Annotated in this window: 15 protein-coding genes; 6 read left to right on the top strand and 9 right to left on the bottom strand. The window is 39.2% G+C overall.

Annotated elements, in window-relative coordinates; genetic code table 11:
- Positions 1-8 precede the first annotated feature (8 nt).
- Entirely contained in the window at positions 9-1,217 is a 1,209-nt protein-coding gene (glpC, locus tag HWV02_RS05455; protein WP_211689878.1) for an anaerobic glycerol-3-phosphate dehydrogenase subunit GlpC, read from the top strand.
- A 53-nt stretch (positions 1,218-1,270) separates the two neighbouring features.
- On the opposite strand, the gene HWV02_RS05450 is transcribed toward glpC, so the two are convergent.
- The 3 genes from HWV02_RS05450 to HWV02_RS05440 form a co-directional block, all read right to left on the bottom strand.
- Complete coding sequence (locus HWV02_RS05450) at positions 1,271-3,724, bottom strand: hypothetical protein (RefSeq protein WP_211689877.1); 2,454 nt, start codon at positions 3,722-3,724, stop codon at positions 1,271-1,273.
- Between the two features lie 282 nt (positions 3,725-4,006).
- Positions 4,007-5,407 carry an ATP-dependent RNA helicase DbpA gene (gene dbpA, locus HWV02_RS05445; protein WP_211678846.1) on the bottom strand — a complete coding sequence of 467 codons (1,401 nt, stop codon included), beginning with the start codon at positions 5,405-5,407 and terminating at the stop codon, positions 4,007-4,009.
- A 130-nt stretch (positions 5,408-5,537) separates the two neighbouring features.
- Complete coding sequence (locus tag HWV02_RS05440) at positions 5,538-5,744, bottom strand: cold-shock protein (RefSeq protein ID WP_211678845.1); 207 nt, start codon at positions 5,742-5,744, stop codon at positions 5,538-5,540.
- Between the two features lie 317 nt (positions 5,745-6,061).
- Here HWV02_RS05440 and HWV02_RS05435 point away from each other — a divergent pair, with 317 nt between their 5' ends.
- The 3 genes from HWV02_RS05435 to fusA all read left to right on the top strand — a co-directional run bounded on the left by HWV02_RS05435 (position 6,062) and on the right by fusA (position 10,435).
- Complete coding sequence (locus HWV02_RS05435; RefSeq protein WP_211678844.1) at positions 6,062-7,408, top strand: DEAD/DEAH box helicase; 1,347 nt, start codon at positions 6,062-6,064, stop codon at positions 7,406-7,408.
- A gap of 185 nt (positions 7,409-7,593) precedes the next feature.
- Positions 7,594-8,109, top strand: a complete 516-nt coding sequence (locus tag HWV02_RS05430; protein ID WP_211678843.1) for a DUF3087 family protein — start codon at positions 7,594-7,596, stop codon at positions 8,107-8,109.
- 238 nt (positions 8,110-8,347) lie between these two features.
- Positions 8,348-10,435 carry an elongation factor G gene (fusA, locus tag HWV02_RS05425; protein WP_211678842.1) on the top strand — a complete coding sequence of 696 codons (2,088 nt, stop codon included), beginning with the start codon at positions 8,348-8,350 and terminating at the stop codon, positions 10,433-10,435.
- 247 nt (positions 10,436-10,682) lie between these two features.
- On the opposite strand, the gene HWV02_RS05420 is transcribed toward fusA, so the two are convergent.
- Complete coding sequence (locus tag HWV02_RS05420) at positions 10,683-11,822, bottom strand: cupin domain-containing protein (protein ID WP_211678841.1); 1,140 nt, start codon at positions 11,820-11,822, stop codon at positions 10,683-10,685.
- Between the two features lie 309 nt (positions 11,823-12,131).
- Here HWV02_RS05420 and HWV02_RS05415 point away from each other — a divergent pair, with 309 nt between their 5' ends.
- Both HWV02_RS05415 and HWV02_RS05410 read left to right on the top strand, forming a co-directional pair.
- Positions 12,132-12,788 carry a hypothetical protein gene (locus HWV02_RS05415; protein ID WP_211689876.1) on the top strand — a complete coding sequence of 219 codons (657 nt, stop codon included), beginning with the start codon at positions 12,132-12,134 and terminating at the stop codon, positions 12,786-12,788.
- Between the two features lie 425 nt (positions 12,789-13,213).
- Complete coding sequence (locus HWV02_RS05410) at positions 13,214-14,140, top strand: patatin family protein (protein WP_211689875.1); 927 nt, start codon at positions 13,214-13,216, stop codon at positions 14,138-14,140.
- 102 nt (positions 14,141-14,242) lie between these two features.
- Here the strand turns inward: HWV02_RS05410 and HWV02_RS05405 are convergent, their stop codons facing one another.
- From HWV02_RS05405 to HWV02_RS05385, 5 genes are all read right to left on the bottom strand, one after another.
- A complete protein-coding gene (locus HWV02_RS05405; RefSeq protein ID WP_255550599.1) occupies positions 14,243-14,992 on the bottom strand; it encodes a hypothetical protein in 750 nt (249 codons plus the stop codon).
- A 210-nt stretch (positions 14,993-15,202) separates the two neighbouring features.
- A complete protein-coding gene (gene ccmI / locus HWV02_RS05400) occupies positions 15,203-16,471 on the bottom strand; it encodes a c-type cytochrome biogenesis protein CcmI (protein ID WP_211689874.1) in 1,269 nt (422 codons plus the stop codon).
- 1 nt (position 16,472) lies between these two features.
- Positions 16,473-16,940, bottom strand: a complete 468-nt coding sequence (locus HWV02_RS05395; RefSeq protein ID WP_211674436.1) for a cytochrome c-type biogenesis protein — start codon at positions 16,938-16,940, stop codon at positions 16,473-16,475.
- A 9-nt stretch (positions 16,941-16,949) separates the two neighbouring features.
- Positions 16,950-17,498, bottom strand: a complete 549-nt coding sequence (locus tag HWV02_RS05390; RefSeq protein WP_211674435.1) for a DsbE family thiol:disulfide interchange protein — start codon at positions 17,496-17,498, stop codon at positions 16,950-16,952.
- A 14-nt stretch (positions 17,499-17,512) separates the two neighbouring features.
- Positions 17,513-19,477, bottom strand: coding sequence for a heme lyase CcmF/NrfE family subunit (locus tag HWV02_RS05385; RefSeq protein ID WP_211689873.1), 1,965 nt, complete (start codon positions 19,475-19,477; stop codon positions 17,513-17,515).
- Between the last annotated feature and the right edge of the window lie 4 nt (positions 19,478-19,481).

Here is a 19,481-nt window from a genome sequence, read left to right as displayed (position 1 = left end):
ATAACACAATGAATTTAGCATCAACACGTTTTGAAAAATGCATCAAGTGTACTATTTGCACCGTATATTGCCCTGTTGCCAAAGCTAATCCAAATTATCCAGGGCCAAAAGAATCGGGCCCAGATGGTGAGCGATTAAGAATAAAAAGCCCAGAATATTATGATGAAGCATTAAAGCTTTGCACTAACTGTAAGCGCTGTGAAACGGCTTGTCCGTCCAACGTCAATGTCGGTGATATTATTGCGGTGGCACGCGGCAAGTTTGAGAAGAAAAAACTTAATCCAAAATTAATGCGTGATTACATTTTAAGTCACACTGATTTATTCGGTACATTATCGACACCTGTCGCCCCCTTGGTAAACAAGATCACTGATTCGAAAATTATCAAAACCATCATGGATAAAACCGTGGCGATTGATAAGCACAAATCCTTACCTAAATATTCATTTGGTTCGTTTAGGCATTGGTATAAAAAACAAGCCAATACACAAATCCAGTTTGAACGCCAGATCAGCTATTTCCACGGCTGTTATGTTAACTACAACAATCCACAGCTTGGCAAAGATTTAGTGAAAGTATTAAATGCCATGAATATCGGCGTCAAATTATTAAAGAAAGAAAAATGCTGTGGTGTGCCGCTGATCGCCAATGGCTTTCATGACAAAGCCCGTAAAAATGCAGAATTTAATGTTAAACACATGACCGAAGCTGTCGAACAGTTTAATACCCCCATTCTATCTACATCATCAACTTGCTCGTTGACCTTAAAACAAGAATTCCCGCATGTATTAAAAGTCGATAACAGCAAGATTTCCAATAAACTTGAATTCATCACGCCATTTTTATTACGTGAATTTATGAATGGCAATATGCCAGAATTAAAACCCGTAAATAAAACTATTGTCTACCATACACCCTGTCATTTAGAGCGCAGTGGTTTGGCTATATTCACTATCGAACTGTTACGCACTATTCCCGGCTTAAATGTCATTGTACTGAACAGTGAATGTTGTGGTTCTGCCGGTACTTATGGTTTTAAGAAAGAAAACTATGAGGTGTCGATGAAGATAGGTAAAGGTTTGTTTGAACAGATTAAACAGGCGAATGCTGACTTTGCGATTACCGATTGTGAGACCTGTAAATGGCAAATTGAAGAGAACAGTGATTTAGAAACTATCCATCCGGTGAGTTTATTAGCGCAGTGTTTAATAAAATAAAGGGAATAAATATGAAGAAGGAAATAACTACCATTTCCTTCTTTATCGAATAGTTAAGGCTGATTATTCAGGTTAGTATCATTTAAATCAATATGGTAATGATCGTTATGATCATTACGGTACGTCACTCCCGTATTATTCCAAGTACCAATATCCAAATTTAATATATCAGTTCCATTCGTTAATAAACCCGTTTCCATTAACGATCTTAACCACCCACTCGGTAATTCAAGACTAGGAGCACCACGTGCAGATATGACTTCCGCGACCGTATTTAGCCCTGCTAGTGTGTCTAGTCCACTACGCGCAGATAAAATCCAATCCGTAACTGTCGCCCGGTCAGCTATATTACCAAGTAACGCGCTAGCGGTTTTAGAGTGAATTAATTGATAATTTAAACTACCATTTCTAACCCCTCCAGTTAAATCAGTGAAATGATAAATATCAATATCAGTACCTCGTCGATGGGTTAAATGACCAATATTACGACTATGTTCACCAGAAATATCGTTTACCTCAGGTATGCTTTCTGCATTAGAAAGTAACCATTCGTAGGTTCCTTTTGCTGCCCAACCATCTTTACCCTTGTCTCTAAATCCAAAACGAGAAATACTGTCAGGAATTAGCCACAACGCTTTCATTGGGGCAGAATCTTTTTCATCATCTAACTTAGTCCCATTAAGCTCCGATTCGACCCTAAAGCTATATCGGATCATATGTTGTGTCGGTGGTTGTGATTGAATAGAGGAAGTATAATTTTGATTCATAGTAACTGTCACATCAATAGTTTCATCATCTATCAATACTGCTTTTATTCCGGGAGCCTCATCAACAACCGTCATTAATTCATTTCCATTACTATTTTGTAATAATTTTGCAGAGACTTTTGTAATAGTCGCACCCGTTGGTTTATTCATTTCCAAACGGTAGGTTTTACTATAAATATTCGTTTCATTATGTCGAGGAATACTAAAATAATCAGTACCAGTATGCGTCACGGACTTAATATTAAACTTAGGTTCGAAACTGAGTGTCGCGTTCACATATGTCGGTAAATAACTATCACCAATATTTGTTGAAGAACCATACAACGTAATATTTATATCTGTAGCTGTAAGAGCAGAAACATCGATTTTTTCAACTATCTCACCTGTAGAACCATTACTCTGCCACACTGGCTCACTGTAAAGCTGAGAGTTAACTTGCCTAGACTGACTAAATAACGAGGCACCATTTTCACTATTAACCATTAATAACCAAACATCATTGAACATGCTCTGATCAAGTACATAAGCAGGGTACTCAGCAGTATCAACTGTATAAGTTAAAGTAATGGTCTCTGTACCAGCAGGAACAGACAAAGACTGTAATTTTTTTTGTGCCGTATCGACAGCACCACCAATAACACTAATAGAAGCCGAATCAGAAGATGTTACATAAACTGAACTTAAAGCTTCCCTTTTAGCTCCTAGCTCTTTATCCAGATCTTGCCTTTTTTTCACAACGACTGAATTAGCTAAGTTTAACTCAGGCAAAGCCGATGTAGTAATCGTATGAACAACTTCATAGTAAGGAACATCATTAAGTAAATCTTCTGTTGTTAACAAATTAAGCGTTAACTGTTTATTTCGATTCATAATAATTGATGCAAAAGAAGTATAAATAATATCACCAGAAGTCGTCGTGATTGTAAACTCCCAACTACCCGCAGGTAGATGTTCGAATATGAATGCACCAGCAGTATCAGTAACTTGCTTAATTACTATATCACCAGCAAGATATTTTGCTTGCACTGTCAGCTCGCCAAGTGGTAATGAAGTTTTTGATGGAGGGGAAGCCAGTTGACCATAAACACTATGTAGACCTAAATAAAAATCAAGTTGTTCCGCATATACCCCAGCAAACTCATCCTCCGCATAAAAAGAGAAACGTAATTCACCAAAACCTAAACCGACTAATACACGATTCAAAGATTCAATATCAATAGCAGTAAGAACACCCTCTTCAGTTAATCTAAACAAAGACGTAATATCGACCCAATTATCTAAGTTCTTATTATTTGCTACACGTAAATAATCAAAATAAATAAGCGATGTGGGCTTGCCACTATCTCTTGTTAACTGAATAACAAATTCAGTAAAGTCCGCAGCAAGAACCCCATTTATAATGCTAGGTACAGAAACGTCGACAGGTTCGAGTAGTTTACCGCTCACCATGTGCATATCCAGCTGATGAATTGTATTTTCTTCAACTGTAATTATTTTTTCATCAGCCACTAATCCCGGTAATAATGCTCGAATAGTTTGCTCTCCGGCATCGACCTCAATACTTAATTTCCCTTCCGCATCAGTAACACCAACTCTTTCACCTGCGACATAAATAACAACGCCACTACCAGCGGGAAAGTCTGCCTGTTCCAAGTAAGTAGCAACATTTATGGTACCTTTACAGGCACTGAGAAAGAGTGTAAAAAAAACCAATATTCCTAACCGCTTCATTGTAGGCATAATAACCTCCATGTTTTAAAATAATATTTTGAAGATCCATATCCGATTAATCAATTGTATTTATTACAACGAATTAAAAAATATCAAAATGATAAACAATACATTTAGAATGTTAAATTTAAACATCGTGTTTTATTTTTGGGTGAGGAAGCTAGAAATAGAAATAGAAAGGATGATAGGGGTACTTGAGTGTACTTGCGAATAAGAAAATATTTAAAGATAATACCTGTCAGTCACTTACCTGCACATTACGCAGTTAATGACTGACAGACGCATTAACGATTAATCGTTAAATGAACGTACAATCCAAGCGCGGAACGTACGGCCTTTCAATTTACCTTTACCAATTTTCTGTACAGCCGCTTTAGCAACTTTACAGTCAACAGCAACATAAGCACAGTGATCAAACAGTTGGATTTTACCAACTAGCTTACCATCAATACCGTCTTTACCTGTTAATGCACCTAAGATATCACCCGCACGTACTTTCTGCTTTTTACCACCATCAATACGGATACATTCCATCGGTGGTGTCATTGGTGATTCATTTAAGACACTTTCTGGTGGTAGGGTTTCTGCCGTAATCATACCAAAACGATCTTCTAATAACGCAACTTGGTATGCTTCTTTATCATCAAATATAGTACAAGCAATACCTTTACTACCCGCACGACCAGTACGGCCAATACGGTGAACGTGAACTTCACTGTCATGCGCAACTTGGAAGTTAATCACAGCATCTAGAGAGTCAATATCCAGACCACGTGATGCAACGTCAGTCGCTACCATGATAGAAATACTCTTATTAGAAAAACGCACTAATGCTTGGTCGCGATCACGTTGTTCTAAATCACCGTGCAGAGCAATGATACTAAAGCCAAAATGGCCTAATTCATCAGCAACATCTTGCACATCTTTCTTGGTATTACAGAAAATAACCGTTGATTCAGGTTTGTGCTGTAGTAATAATCCGCGAACCGTATCTAAACGTTCGCCAAAGTTTTTCACTTTGTAGAAATGCTGTTTGATTGAGCTATCGTCATGCGTCGCTGCAACTTCAACCATTTCAGGATTGTTCATTATTTTCGATGCAATCGCTTGGATTTTTTTCGGGAAAGTAGCACTGAATAATAATGTTTGACGATCACTTGGTGCTTTTTCGACAATTGCGTCAAGTGCATCTTGGAAACCCATTTCTAGCATTCGATCCGCTTCGTCCAGCACAAATGTTGTTAGATTATCTAATCGTAACGTGCCTTTGTTTAAGTGATCTAATACACGACCTGGTGTACCAACAATAATATGTGCTCCATGTTCTAATGAACCGATTTGTGGACCAAATGGCATACCACCACACAGCGTTAATACTTTAATGTTGTGAATAGCACGTGCCAGTTTACGAATTTCTTTAGCAACTTGGTCTGCTAACTCACGTGTAGGACAAAGCACTAACGTTTGAATACGGAAGCGTTCAACGTCTAAACGCTGAAGTAAACCTAAACCAAAAGCAGCTGTTTTACCTGAACCAGTTTTACCTTGGCCAATTACATCTTTACCTTCAAGAATACTCGGTAAGCTTTGTGCTTGGATAGGTGTCATTTCGGCATAACCGAGAGACTCAAGATTAGAGACAAGCTCTGGACGTAAATTTAGAGAAGAAAAATCAGTTTGGCTCACAGGCATACCTTTAATGGTTATAATAGATAAAACAAAAAGGGCAAGCTCCGAAGAACATGCCCTTTATACTTAAACTTTTTGATTCATCATCAATCCATTTAAGTTAACAATCTTAGTGACTATTAATTCAAAAGAATTAAAGTACTACGATGTTTTCTGCTTGAGGACCTTTTTGGCCGTCAACAACAGTGAATTCAACTTTTTGGTTTTCAAGAAGAGTACGGAAACCGTCGCTCTTGATAGCGCTGAAATGTGCGAACACATCAGGGCCGTTGTCTTGTTGAATGAAACCGAAACCTTTAGTTTCGTTGAACCATTTTACTGTACCAGTAATTGTAGACATAATAGAATCCTATTTATCAGAGTAATTTAATTGGCATAAAGCCGGTGTTGCTGGAAGTGTTACTACTTACTTATGATCAAACAGGACGAGGTACTAAAAAAAACTTCGAAATGGAATTCATTCATAAAACTAACCTTAAAGCTGCTGCGAATTATATAGACTTAAAATTAGCTGTCAACAAAGTTATTTACCATTGCGCTATAGATAGCAATAATTATCTAGTTTGCACTTAGACAGTCTATCATGTACCCTGCAGCACCGCTGTTATACTAAGCACAATCCATTAAATAGCAACCATCTAGATAAAGAGACACTATATGAGTTTTACCGACCTCGGTTTATCCGCACCAATCCTAAAGGCTGTAGCAGAAAAAGGCTACGACACACCATCGGCAATTCAGGCGCAAGCAATACCAGCTGTACTGTCAGGTAGGGATGTAATGGCTGCGGCACAAACAGGGACAGGTAAAACAGCTGGTTTTACTCTACCTATTTTAGAAAAGTTAAGCCAAGGCCCACGTCCACGAGCCAATCAAGCACGTACATTAATCTTAACGCCGACACGTGAACTAGCAGCACAGATTGCAGAAAACGTTGAAGTATATAGCAAGCATTTACGTTTAACTTCGACAGTGGTATTTGGTGGCGTTAAAATTAACCCACAAATGGCGCGTTTACGTCGTGGTGTTGATATCTTAGTAGCAACGCCTGGCCGTTTATTAGATTTATATAATCAAAACGCTATTCGCTTTCACCAATTAGAAATTTTGGTATTAGATGAAGCCGATCGCATGCTTGATATGGGTTTCTTACGTGATATCCGTAAAGTCCTTGCAGTGCTACCACAAAAACGTCAAAACTTATTATTCTCAGCAACCTTTTCTGATGACATCCGCCAACTTGCTAAAGGCTTAATCAACGATCCAGTTGAGATTTCAGTGACGCCGCGTAATGCAGCTGCTAAATCGGTTGAACAATGGATGCACCCGGTTGATAAGAAGAAAAAACCACTTCTTTTAACACACCTAATTAAAGAAAACGACTGGAAGCAAGTGTTGGTATTTACTAAAACTAAACACGGCGCGAACAAGTTAACCAAACACCTAGAAGAGCAAGGTATTAATGCTGCTGCTATTCACGGTAACAAGAGCCAGAGTGCACGAACTAAAGCACTAGCGAACTTCAAATCAGGTGAAGTAAGAGCACTTATTGCGACTGATATTGCCGCTCGTGGTATCGATATCGAACAACTACCACAAGTAGTTAACTTCGATTTACCAAACGTACCAGAAGATTATGTTCACCGTATCGGTCGTACTGGTCGTGCTGGCGCTGAAGGTACTGCAATCTCATTAGTTTGTCATGACGAAATTAAAGAGCTTGTAGCGATTGAACAATTAACGCAGAAGCACCTTGAGCGTGTTGTTGTAGACGGTTTTGCACCAATGGATTCATTCCCGACTACACCGGGTATTCGTCCACCAAAAGCGAAAAAGCCAAAAAGAGATCATCAAGATGGTCAACGTTCAGGTGAAAATTCACGTGGTCACAAGCCGGCAAGTAAGAACCGTCGTCACACAGGCCCACGCAGTGAAGTAAATCCATCAGCAAATAAAGGCAACCGTCGTCGTCCTGCTGGCTCTGCAAACAATAGCGCGAAATAATCGTATTGCACATTGTCTTTAATCACAAGGCAATGTGCTTCTTTAAGAATCCTTTAACACGCCAAGTTTGACGCCCCCCAATTCAATCTACTCGCAATTTATTTAATCATTTGTCCTTAGTTAATATTATTATTTACGTCCGTATTTGCTAGAATATTCACTCTTCATTAAAGAGCGGAAAGTAAATGAAATTACAACAAATAAACAAAGTTCGTTACCGTAAACACTTAAACATGGCGAGTATTGTCGCTACAGCCGTGTTAATCGCGTTTGCATTGTTTTATGGTCAAGTTTTAATTCATTTTTTTGCCGAGCCTGACAAGGATAATTTTAAACTAAATTTAGCTGGTGTGATCCTTGGTGTGATTAGCTTATTGGTCGTATTTAACCTTATCCGCCGCCATCCTTATTTAGTTGAAGTCATGTATGTCTGGAAGCTAAAACAAGAAAACAATAAGATTTACCGTAAGCTTCACCATATCCAAACAGCCTTAAGTGACAGTGACAACACCAATATAGATGCCATTACCATCCTAAACTACTATTATGCCGCATCGAAGCAACTGTACCATTTAGACAACAATACATTAACGATGGAAAGTTTAACGGCCGACATAACAAAGTTAGATAGTCTCATAACAGAAAAGAATTTAACCATTACCCTTGATGACTATAATTCAAGCTTATTAAAACAGTTTTGAATCATATATAGGTAAGTATATAAAAAACAGGCTCGGCTAAAATTGCGCCTGTTTTTAGAATATAAACCCAACTTTTTTACCTGGAATCCTATTTTTATAGCCTTAATGCAAATTAATTATATCGAAATGGAAAAAAACACCGTAAATGCATCTTATAGCCCCCTATCTCTTTTTTGTTCTCAAAAAAACGTGATATACTCCGCGCGAATCTTTAAATAAATAAATTATAGAGAACATAATGGCAGATTTATCTAAATACAGAAATATCGGTATCTTCGCTCACGTTGATGCTGGTAAAACAACAACAACTGAACGTATCCTAAAACTTACTGGTCAGATCCACAAAACTGGTGAAGTTCATGACGGTGAATCAACTACAGATTTCATGGAACAGGAAGCTGAGCGCGGTATTACTATTCAGTCAGCAGCTGTAACTTGCTTCTGGGATAATCACCGTTTTAACGTTATCGATACTCCTGGACACGTTGACTTCACAGTAGAAGTTTACCGTTCACTTAAAGTACTTGATGGCGGTATCGGTGTTTTCTGTGGTTCTGGTGGTGTTGAACCGCAATCAGAAACTAACTGGCGTTATGCGAATGACTCAGAAGTTGCTCGTATCATCTTCGTTAACAAATTAGACCGTATGGGTGCTGATTTTTACCGTGTTGTTAAGCAAACTCAAGACGTACTAGATGCTAACCCACTAGTAATGGTTCTACCAATCGGTATCGAAGACGATTTCGTTGGTGTTGTTGACCTTCTTACACGTAAAGCATACGTATGGGATGAAACTGGTCTTCCAGAAAACTACGAAATCACAGATGTTCCTGCGGACATGGCTGACAAAGTAGAAGAATACCGTGAGATGCTAGTTGAAACTGCTGTAGAGCAAGACGATGATCTATTAGAAGCTTATATGGAAGGTACTGAACCTTCTATTGAAGAAATCAAACGTTGTATCCGTAAAGGTACACGTACAATGGACTTCTTCCCAACTTACTGTGGTTCAGCATTCAAGAACAAAGGTATGCAACTAATTCTTGATGCTGTTGTTGATTACCTACCTAGCCCAACAGATGTAGATCCTCAACCGCTTACTGATGAAGAAGGCGAACCAACAGGTAAATTTGCACTTGTTTCAAGTGATGAAACTTTTAAAGCGTTAGCATTTAAAATTTCAGATGACCGTTTTGGTGCACTTACTTTCGTTCGTATCTACTCAGGTACATTGAAGAAAGGTGATACGATCCTTAACGCTGCAACAGGTAAAACTGAGCGTGTTGGTCGTATGTGTGAAATGCAAGCTGACGATCGTAACGAATTAACTAGCGCTCAAGCTGGTGACATCATTGCAATCGTAGGTATGAAAGGTAACGTTCAAACTGGTCACACTTTATGTGATCCGAAAGATCCTATCATTCTAGAAGCAATGGTATTCCCTGAACCAGTAATCTCTATCTCTGTAACACCTAAAGATAAAGGTTCTACTGAGAAAATGGGTATTGCGATTGGTAAAATGGTTGCTGAAGATCCAACATTCAAAGTTGAAACTGACCAAGATTCAGGTGAAACAATCCTTTCAGGTATGGGTGAACTTCACCTAGACATTAAGGTTGATATCCTTAAGCGTACATACGGCGTTGATCTAGTTGTTGGTGCTCCGCAGGTTGCTTACCGTGAAACTATTACGCAAGAAATTGAAGATAGCTACACGCATAAGAAACAATCTGGTGGTAGTGGTCAATTCGGTAAAATCGATTACCGTATCAAGCCAGGTGAACCTGGTTCAGGTTTCGTTTTCACAGCATCAGTTGTTGGTGGTAACGTTCCTAAAGAATTCTTCCCAGCTGTTGAGAAAGGCTTCAAGAGCTTGATGGACACTGGTGTTCTAGCTGGCTTCCCAGTACTAGACGTTGAAATCGAACTATTCGATGGTGGCTTCCACGCAGTGGATTCATCAGCAGTAGCATTCGAACTTGCTGCACGTGGTGCATTCCGTCAGTCTATCCCTAAAGCGGGTGCTCAACTGATTGAACCTATCATGAAAGTTGACGTATTCACGCCAGACGATCATGTTGGTGACGTAATTGGTGACCTTAACCGTCGTCGTGGTATGATCGCAGGTCAAGAAGCTGGTAATACTGGTGTTCGTATTAAAGCTGACGTACCTCTTTCAGAAATGTTTGGTTACATCGGTTCACTACGTACTATGACATCTGGTCGTGGTCAGTTCTCTATGGAGTTCTCACACTACAACCCTTGTCCAGCTAACGTAGCTGAAGGCGTTATCGCTAAAGTTAAAGAAGAGAACGCTAAAAAATAAGTAATTATTTTTAGTTAATCTTCCTAACCCCAGTTATGCAAATAGCTGGGGTTATTTTTTTCCTGAAAAACAGTTAACGCCCTCCTACCCGATTTCAGCTTAGCCGATAATGTTTAACCTCTTTTCTTACCCTCTACTCTACTAGCTTTACTATTACTGCCAAATTACAGACAAAAAAAAGCACCAAGACCATCAAGCCTTAGTGCTACTGATTGTGCTTATTGACTCAGCTAACAGCGTATTACCGTTATTCGAAGTGCCAGTAACCTAAATTAACCCATTCAATCAACAGTTGACCAAATACTTTATCTTCCATTAATACTTCAAGTTCTTTTGCTGACTGCTCAGTGGTGTTGCATAACGTCTGTACACTTGCAGCAATGCTTGCGTCAAAGTCATAACGCTCACCATCAATAAAGCAACTCGTTGGCATTTCAGGGAAGTATAATGTCTTCAATCCATTCACTTTACGTAAGTAAGACTCCATGCCAATTTCATCTACTACAATCGCGTAATCTGCAATGTAACCACCTTCAGGAGCCACTAAATCTAATTCGTGCGCAGATTCACTGTAATGACGGCCAAGAAAATCATGCATAACGCTTTTATCAGCCATTAACGATGTCATGATATCTGTTAAACCTTGAACTTCACTAGGTTCGATAGAACCATGCTGTGCACGTGGTTGTAACTTAGGATCGCTATAACGAACAAACTCTTTGTCCTGTTGTAATAGGTAATCACCAAAGTCATTTAACAGTTCTTTCTGGTCTTGCGCACGGAAACCAACAGAGTAGTTAATCGCTTCGCCAACAGCATAACCTTCATGCGGTGCATAAGGCGGAATATATAAAATATCACCAGGTTCTAATACTGTATCAATAACGGCATCAAACGCTTCACAATGCTTCAGCGCGCCGTTTGCAGCAAACTCTTGAGGATTCATATCCTGAGCGCCAACACGCCAGTGACGCTTGCCTAGACCCTGAATGATGAATACACAGTAACGATCGATATGCGGACCTACACCACCTGTATCTGTGCTGTAAGATACCATCAGATCATCAAAGCGCCAGCTAGGAATAAAATTAAACGTATTTGCTAATTCAGCGGAAGGATCATGCCAGTGATTAATCGCTTGCACTAAGATAGCGGCGCCCGGTGCTTCCATACGCTCAAAGTCAGTAAACGGACCGCATTTAGCTTCCCACTTACCATCTTCACGTGAAACCATACGTGACGTAATCTCTTCTTCCATCGCTAAACCAGCAATTTCATCCGGGCTGATTGGATCGATAAAGTCCTTGAATCCCGCTTTAATTAACAGTGGTTTTTTCTGCCAATAATTTTCCATGAAATCAGCAATATCAAGATTTAATTTATACATAGTCAACCCGTATTCAATAATCGAAGTAATAGAGCGCGTATCATAGGTATTTTCGCGATAATAGCAAGTCCCTGTTCACCTAGAGTCGCCATTTAAATTTTATTACTGGCTTATTTGAGGCGCGAGTTTTACAACAAGATCCTGATCGCTTAACACTAAAAGCATATGAGCCCAGCATTATCATTTAGCAAAGCATAGCCTTACTTTTACTTACACGCCCATTTCTTGTTAAATTTAATTATATGGTATATTACATACATCTCCGTCACACGAGATAACATTGAATAATCAAAAATATCAGAAGGATATATGTCAGGAAATAAATTCTACAATAGCTTAAACAATTACTCATCAAAACTATCTAAGTCACAACAGCGTCACACGATTGACAAATTAGACATTACAGATACAAACGGATTTTGTTCCGACTTAGCCATCATTTGGTTGAAGGAGCAATTAACTCATCGTTTTTATCAAAGAACGCAATTTCCCCGGCTAGCGCATAAAAATGTCGTGGATAGTAAAAGGGCAAAGAAAGTTACAGGCATCGCTAATATAATGCAGAAACAAGCACGGCAAGTACCGGGCTATAGTGGCTCGCAGCAAATTGCAATACTTGCTCGAACACTGGAGCTACAGTCTAAACCCCTCATTAACTGGAAGGGCGCTGAATTTTCAACACTAGCTGGTTATTTAAAGCGTTCATCAAGTCTGGGAAAAAGACAATACGGTGCTCTTATCTCTTTCTCAGTCGATGATTCACTCCACTGCATCGCCTTTTATTATAATCAAGGAGTATTAACATTCTTTGATGCGAACGCAGGTTCCTACTTAATAAATGGCAAGCTAAATGAAACAAACAACGTCTCAGATTTCATTGCAAATTATAAGTCCGTTTGTTTGCCCAAAAAATGGCCTGGCGCAAAAATTGGCGATAGATTAACCACAACCTTAATACATACCTAACAGGTTATATTTTAATAACAGCGTTATAACCTCTATCGCGCGTTGCTCCAAAGCCTGAACCACCAACTTTGTGTATCTGAGTTCACATTCATTCTAATCTCCGTTAATAAGTCAGGATTTACCGGTCTCACTTTCAAACTGAATAATCTCCTGCTGACCAGAAGAGTTACTGGTCACACTCCAATTCAGAACTTATTATCTACGTTCACAGATTATCGGTAGCTAACCTTGTCCTTTTTTAGATATATAATGTCTCTAACTCGAAAGTCACATAAGAAAACATTCTGTAGTATTAGCTTATTGAAGGTCATTTATTGTGGCTGAAATAGCATAACGCCCTCGATGTAATTACTTATCTAAACAAATAATTCGTGTATTGTCGCGTATTTTTACGAGCCTTGAACAGGATGACTTTAGGAGTTTAAATGCCAGGTAAGCACCACTACTATTCAGCTATTCATTCCCAAGAAAACCGAGATTACAGTGTTAATAAATCCAATTCCATTGCGCTTGTTGTCGAAGGTGGCGGTCAAAAAGGTATTTTCACTGCGGGGGTGCTAGATGCTTTTCTTAAAGAAAAATTTAATCCGTTTTCATTATTAATTGGTACATCGGCAGGCGCATTAAATCTTGCCTCCTATATTTGTGGACAATATCGACACGCCTATCGTGTGATTACAGAAGCCACAATGCATAAAAACTTCTTTAACATGCGCTCTTTTTTATTCGATAATAAAGGTATGGATCTTGATTGGTTGATTGAACAAACAAAAACAAAAATACCACTTGATTGGAACCGTGGTGATGAAAACATGAAAAACCGTGAAGTGTTAGTAACGGCGACTCAAGCTGATAATAACCAGGTGGATTATTTTGACTTATTTGGGGCTGGTTGGGAGCTGGCATTAAAAGCGAGTTGCTCTATTCCAGGCATTTATAATACACCAGCCACACTCGATAAATATCATTGGTTAGATGGTGGTGTGCAGGCGCCAATACCTTTAGAAGAAGTACATAGACGAGGCTATAAGCATATTGTTGTGATTAGAACGGCTCCGCCAGAGGTCAAAAGTGAACATAAATTTTTAGCTAAGCTAACACCGTATATTAAAAATTTAAAAACCAAAGAGATAGTGAATAACTTAATCGATCATGAAGAGTCGTATATCAGAGCTCAGATGTTTTTAGAGAGTCCACCAGAAGATGTTTCCATATACGAACTGCATCCAACTCAATTATTAAAATCAAAATTGATTGGTAGCAAGAAGACATCGCTTGATTATGATTATCAACAAGGACTTGATTGTGGTCGCCAATTTTTACAATCTTACCAAGGGATTGATATGTACTAATGATATAGAAGGCTGAGGGCTAAATACAGCGAAGCGAACGGCTCGGTATATCCAAGCAACTTCAAGATGCTTGGGTATATATTTAAGTCCTACAGGATTGGCTTAGTACTCGGATACATAGACATCGGGAAAATAGACAGCCCTGACCAACTGAGATTTAATTTCATCATTCAACAATACATGGAGCTCATATATTATATTGATAATACCACCTCGCAAGTCATTCACTTTTTCAGCAAGTTCTACACATGATAAATCTTGAGCTGAACATTTAGGATTGATAGCATCCTCATTATACTGAGCCAATTGTACTTGAAACAGATCCCAAGATTTCTTATTACTATCTAGTTCTTTGCCGCCAGATAATATTGGAACCCACAATTTTATTTTGTCTTCTAAAGAAGCAGGGCTTCCTTGAGCGTCTTCTAACTTGTCTTCATTTTCAGCATTGTAGCATTCAGCTTTAAGGTATAAATATGATGCTAAAGATGCGAACAGTTTGGCAATACATGCGTGGTAGGCTGCAATATCAGCGTTGTTAATCGCTGAATTACGGTATTCCAGTGCTGACTCAAATTCACTTTGATAATCACTTACATTGATAATGCCTGCACCGCAGATGTAGACCTTGCTATCCATCGTATTTTCGACAAATGGCACCGTATATCCCCAATCTCGCGTATCTGAAATTAAACGTTTAAAAGGATATTTATTCTGCTCGAACCAATGCTCAATTGTTTTATTTTTCAGTCCATCAGTCAAACTTCGATTTGAGTGGTCACTATACTTCACCAGATCAAAAATTAGCTTTTTCGCTTGTTTCTCTGAAATTTTAATTCTTACGTTTAGCACTAACAACTCCTTCGATGCTGCTTAACGCCTTATCAACTGGCGTGCAGCGTAATATTTTTTGGAATTTCATCATAAACTTTTTGTCAGTGTTTAATTTAAAAACCAGATAACAGATACCAAAAAGCCCTGCGGATATTATATAAATAATTTCCGCAGGGCTGATTAACAAGCGCTAATAAGACGTTACAACATCAGTAACATCTTATTTAATTAACGACTAAAATTAAGCGTCACTGAACGTGAATCGCCTTCATTAACAATCACAATATTACTATTGATGTCATCATCTTTCGTCATCACATTCTCATCTTGAGAAAGCTTCGCGCTCACTTTAATCGATGGGAATTGTGACATCTTCATTTGCGCCATCATCGCATCACTATCTGATAATGAGATAGTTAATGGGAATGTTGGGTTCGTGATACGTTTAACAGCCAGTGGCGCTTTAGGACCCGCTGCCGCTTGCACGTAAATATACAAGTAACCTTTAAGCTTCGCTTGGTCAGAAGTGATACTGATCGTCACTTGCTCATTACCCGCCGCGGCTTCATTTGCGGCTGCTGCAGGTCGGCTATCGGTTGCAGTATCAGCAATAGCTGGAGCTGTACCACCTTTCGCTTCAATCTGTTTTCTTGCGTATTCAATACTACCTTTAATCATCTCGATACGATCAGGTTGACCAGCAAGTAACGGTAACATACGTTGCCATTGCTCGATTGCGCCAAGGTAATCTTGGTTTTCTAACGCCATGAACGCAGACGTAGATAATACTTCGATATCACCAGGCTTTTCTTTTTTCAGACCCATCAATATTTTACGTGCTAAGTTATTTTTATCTGGATCATCACTCAGCATTAATGCTTGCGCATAACCTGTCACAATAGATGTGTTCATCGGTGCGAGTTTATACGCACGATCCATCGCAATGAATGCCGCGTTTGGATCACCTAAGGCAACGTTTAAGCGACCCAATAATAACCAACCAAATTCATTGTCCGGCTCTTCTATCATCTTAGTAGTCAATGCTAGCTTAAAGTCTGAGATCTCTTGATCAGTAACTATATCACCTTCATTCATTACGCGATTTGTTAGCTCAGGTAAACGTGAATATACATCTTCCCAGTTAGCTACCTTGTCACGTGCACCTAATGTCAGATACATAGACACAGAGAAAACAACTAAAAACACTACACCAGCAAGCCAGATAAATGGTGAGTGAGCTGTATTAACTTTAGCAACTTTCTCATCAAGAACGTCGTCCAATAGACCACGTTGCATTTCATCAATAAACTCTTCGCTTTTGTCTAACAAACCTTGATCTTCATCGTCAACCAATTCACTAATTCGACTTTTATAAAGGTCTTTGTTTAATTGGTCTCGTGTCGCGCCAGTTAATTTGCTCTTACCCGTAACAGGGATAACAAATGCCAGCGCGGCAACGATCACCAATACAATACTTACTATCCAAAATAACAACATGCTATTTCTCGCTATCCTTTAAAATTTTGGCCAAACGGTCTTTCTCCGCACTCGATAACTCTTCGTCGCGGTCATCCGTTTTAACGCTGACTTTACGACGGCTGTTACGAACAATAATCAGACCACCAAATAGTATAAACAAACCTGGACCAACCCATAAAATGGCAGTACCTAAAGTTACTGGCGGCTTATAGAGAACAAAGTTGCCAAATCGGTCAATCCAATAAGTAACAATCTCATCTTCTTCCTTACCATCAACAACCATGTTGTAAGTTTTTTGACGCATGTCTTGAGCAATCGAGGCATTCGAGTCCGCAAGGTTATTATTTTGACATTTAGGACAGCGTAACTCTGCCGTTAATGTTCTAAACAAGGCTTCTTGCTCTTCAGTCTCAAAGTCATAGACATCAATAACCGCAGCAACACTGAAACTGAGCATTAAAGTCATTAATACGAATAATTTTTTCATCTTAAGTCCTTATTTCAATTGCTCATAAACAGCTTTCAATTCACCATTCCAATTACGCGGGTTAATGTCACCTACGTGCTTATATTGGATAATGCCTTTGCTGTCGATGAAAAAGGTTTCAGGCGCGCCATAAACACCCAGATCAAGGCCAAGCATGCCATCAGGATCATAAAGACTGATCTTGTATGGATTATCTAACTCGTCTAACCATTTCAACGCTTTTTTACGTTCGTCTTTGTAATTCATACCAACAATATAAACACCGTCTTCAGCCAGTTCATTTAAGTACTTATGCTCGGAATAACACGTTGGACACCACGTTGCCCATACGTTTAACAGCATAGGTTTACCTGACAGCACACTTTTATCATGCTGCAACTCAGGTTCAACTAAATCGTTTAATGCAAACTCAGGAACAGGTCGACCAATAAAGGTCGACTCTAAAACGGTAGCGTCACGAAATAAGCCAATGTAAAGGAATATAGACACACATAAAAATACAATTAAGGGTATTAGTCGTGTCATTAACTGTTTCTTTTTTTTCACATCATTAGTCATTATTCTTGTCCTAATTATTGCGCTTTCACTACACGTTTATTCACAAAACGATAACGGCGATCAGATACAGCTAATAAACCACCGATAGCCATGACTAAGCCACCCCACCAGATGAAACGAATGAAGGGTTCGTAGTAGATACGAATTGCCCATGAGTCATCTTTTAACTGTTCACCCAATGCGATATAAAGGTCACGAGTTATACCCCAATCAATCGCAGCTTCAGTCATTGGCATGCCACGTTGAGCTAAGTAGTTACGTTTCTCTGCGCGTAATACCGTCTCAAACTTACCGTTTTTACTGACCTTAAATACCGCTTCATAGCCTTCGTAGTTCGCGCCATTTGATTCAGCAATACGCTCGAACTCGAATAAGTAATCCGCAAAGACAACTTCATCGCCCGGTAGCATACGTAAGTCTTTTTCGATTTTGTAATTCTGAGTTGCAGAAATACCAATCAGCATCATCGCTAGACCAACGTGACCAAGTACCATAGCCCAATGGCTACGACCTAGTTTAATCACACCAGACGCAAAACTATGGCGATGCGTTGCACGGATATACACTTCTAGCGCACTGGTGATAATCACCCAAAAAGCGAGTGCAAAACCAATAACTGCAACAATCTTAATTTTGTCCGCAAAGATTGCCGGTAACGCAACGGCTAACACGATACTCGCTACCGCAATTATCGCTAACTGTTTAAACAGTGGACGTAAATCTGCTTCTTGTTTCTTCCAACGTAATAACGGAGCAACACCCAAGGCAATTGCAAACGGAATAATCATGTAGAAGAAAATATTATTAAAGAATGGTACACCGATTGAAATCGAGCCCATACCCAGCTCTTTATGTACCAGTGGTAACAAAGTACCAATCAGTACAACTAATAGCGCTGCAATTAATAATACGTTATTCACCAACAAGAAAGTTTCACGAGAAAACAGACCGTATTTACCACGACTCTTAATCTCTGAACCTTTTACTGCGAAAAGCAGTAATGAACCACCAACAACCGCAATTAAGAAGGCTAAAATAAACAAACCACGCGCAGGATCTGACGCAAATGCATGCACAGATACCAATACACCAGAACGTACTAAGAAAGTACCTAATAGACTCAAGCTAAAGGCCGCAATTGATAATAGTACAGTCCATGATTTAAACACACCACGCTTTTCACTTACAGCAAGTGAGTGAATCAACGCAGTACCTGCAAGCCAAGGCATAAATGATGAATTTTCTACTGGATCCCAGAACCACCAACCGCCCCAGCCGAGTTCATAATAAGCCCACCAACTACCCAATGCGATACCAGCAGTTAGAAATACCCAAGCAACTAATGTCCAAGGACGAGACCAACGCGCCCATGCAGAATCAAGACGACCAGCCATCAATGCCGCAATCGCAAAAGAAAAAGCAACAGAGAAGCCAACATAACCCATGTATAACATCGGTGGATGGAAAATCAGGCCAACATCTTGGAGCAATGGATTTAAGTCATTACCATCGAGCGGTAAGTAAGGCAAAGTACGATCAAATGGATTTGACGTTAACAAAATAAACAAGTTAAAACCAATCGCTATCATACCCATCACAGAAAGCACGCGAGCGAGTGCAACCTTCGGAATACCACGGCTAAACACCGCCACAGCAGCAGTCCAAATAGCTAACGTTAAAGACCAAAGTAATAATGACCCTTCATGACCGCCCCACACAGCAGATATTTTATACTGTATCGGTAATAATGAATTTGAGTTAGTTGCAACATAACCGACTGAAAAATCATCAGTCGCGAATGAGTAAGCTAAAACAGCAAATGAAAGACTCATTAGCAAAAATTGCATAATAGCTAATGGTTTAGCACTATTAATCATACCAGGATGATTAATCTTTGCGCCTATAAGTGGATAAATTGCCAGCAAGAACGACAACGCCGTCGCTACAATTAAACTAAAATGTCCTATCTCAGGAATCATTACA

The organism is Moritella sp. 28 (assembly GCF_018219435.1).
In the GTDB taxonomy this organism is placed as follows: domain Bacteria; phylum Pseudomonadota; class Gammaproteobacteria; order Enterobacterales; family Moritellaceae; genus Moritella.
The sequence above is the reverse complement of the archived record's forward strand: the minus strand, read 5'-3'. Positions and strand labels throughout refer to the sequence as shown.

Excerpts from the sequence above, each read along its gene's own strand:
- glpC (WP_211689878.1), top strand. The coding sequence starts at position 9 with ATGAATTTAGCATCAACACGTTTTGAAAAATGCATCAAGTGTACTATT.
- HWV02_RS05450 (WP_211689877.1), bottom strand. The coding sequence starts at position 3,724 with ATGCCTACAATGAAGCGGTTAGGAATATTGGTTTTTTTTACACTCTTT.
- dbpA (WP_211678846.1), bottom strand. The coding sequence starts at position 5,407 with ATGCCTGTGAGCCAAACTGATTTTTCTTCTCTAAATTTACGTCCAGAG.
- HWV02_RS05440 (WP_211678845.1), bottom strand. The coding sequence starts at position 5,744 with ATGTCTACAATTACTGGTACAGTAAAATGGTTCAACGAAACTAAAGGT.
- HWV02_RS05435 (WP_211678844.1), top strand. The coding sequence starts at position 6,062 with ATGAGTTTTACCGACCTCGGTTTATCCGCACCAATCCTAAAGGCTGTA.
- HWV02_RS05430 (WP_211678843.1), top strand. The coding sequence starts at position 7,594 with ATGAAATTACAACAAATAAACAAAGTTCGTTACCGTAAACACTTAAAC.
- fusA (WP_211678842.1), top strand. The coding sequence starts at position 8,348 with ATGGCAGATTTATCTAAATACAGAAATATCGGTATCTTCGCTCACGTT.
- HWV02_RS05420 (WP_211678841.1), bottom strand. The coding sequence starts at position 11,822 with ATGTATAAATTAAATCTTGATATTGCTGATTTCATGGAAAATTATTGG.
- HWV02_RS05415 (WP_211689876.1), top strand. The coding sequence starts at position 12,132 with ATGTCAGGAAATAAATTCTACAATAGCTTAAACAATTACTCATCAAAA.
- HWV02_RS05410 (WP_211689875.1), top strand. The coding sequence starts at position 13,214 with ATGCCAGGTAAGCACCACTACTATTCAGCTATTCATTCCCAAGAAAAC.
- ccmI (WP_211689874.1), bottom strand. The coding sequence starts at position 16,471 with ATGTTGTTATTTTGGATAGTAAGTATTGTATTGGTGATCGTTGCCGCG.
- HWV02_RS05395 (WP_211674436.1), bottom strand. The coding sequence starts at position 16,940 with ATGAAAAAATTATTCGTATTAATGACTTTAATGCTCAGTTTCAGTGTT.
- HWV02_RS05390 (WP_211674435.1), bottom strand. The coding sequence starts at position 17,498 with ATGACTAATGATGTGAAAAAAAAGAAACAGTTAATGACACGACTAATA.
- HWV02_RS05385 (WP_211689873.1), bottom strand. The coding sequence starts at position 19,477 with ATGATTCCTGAGATAGGACATTTTAGTTTAATTGTAGCGACGGCGTTG.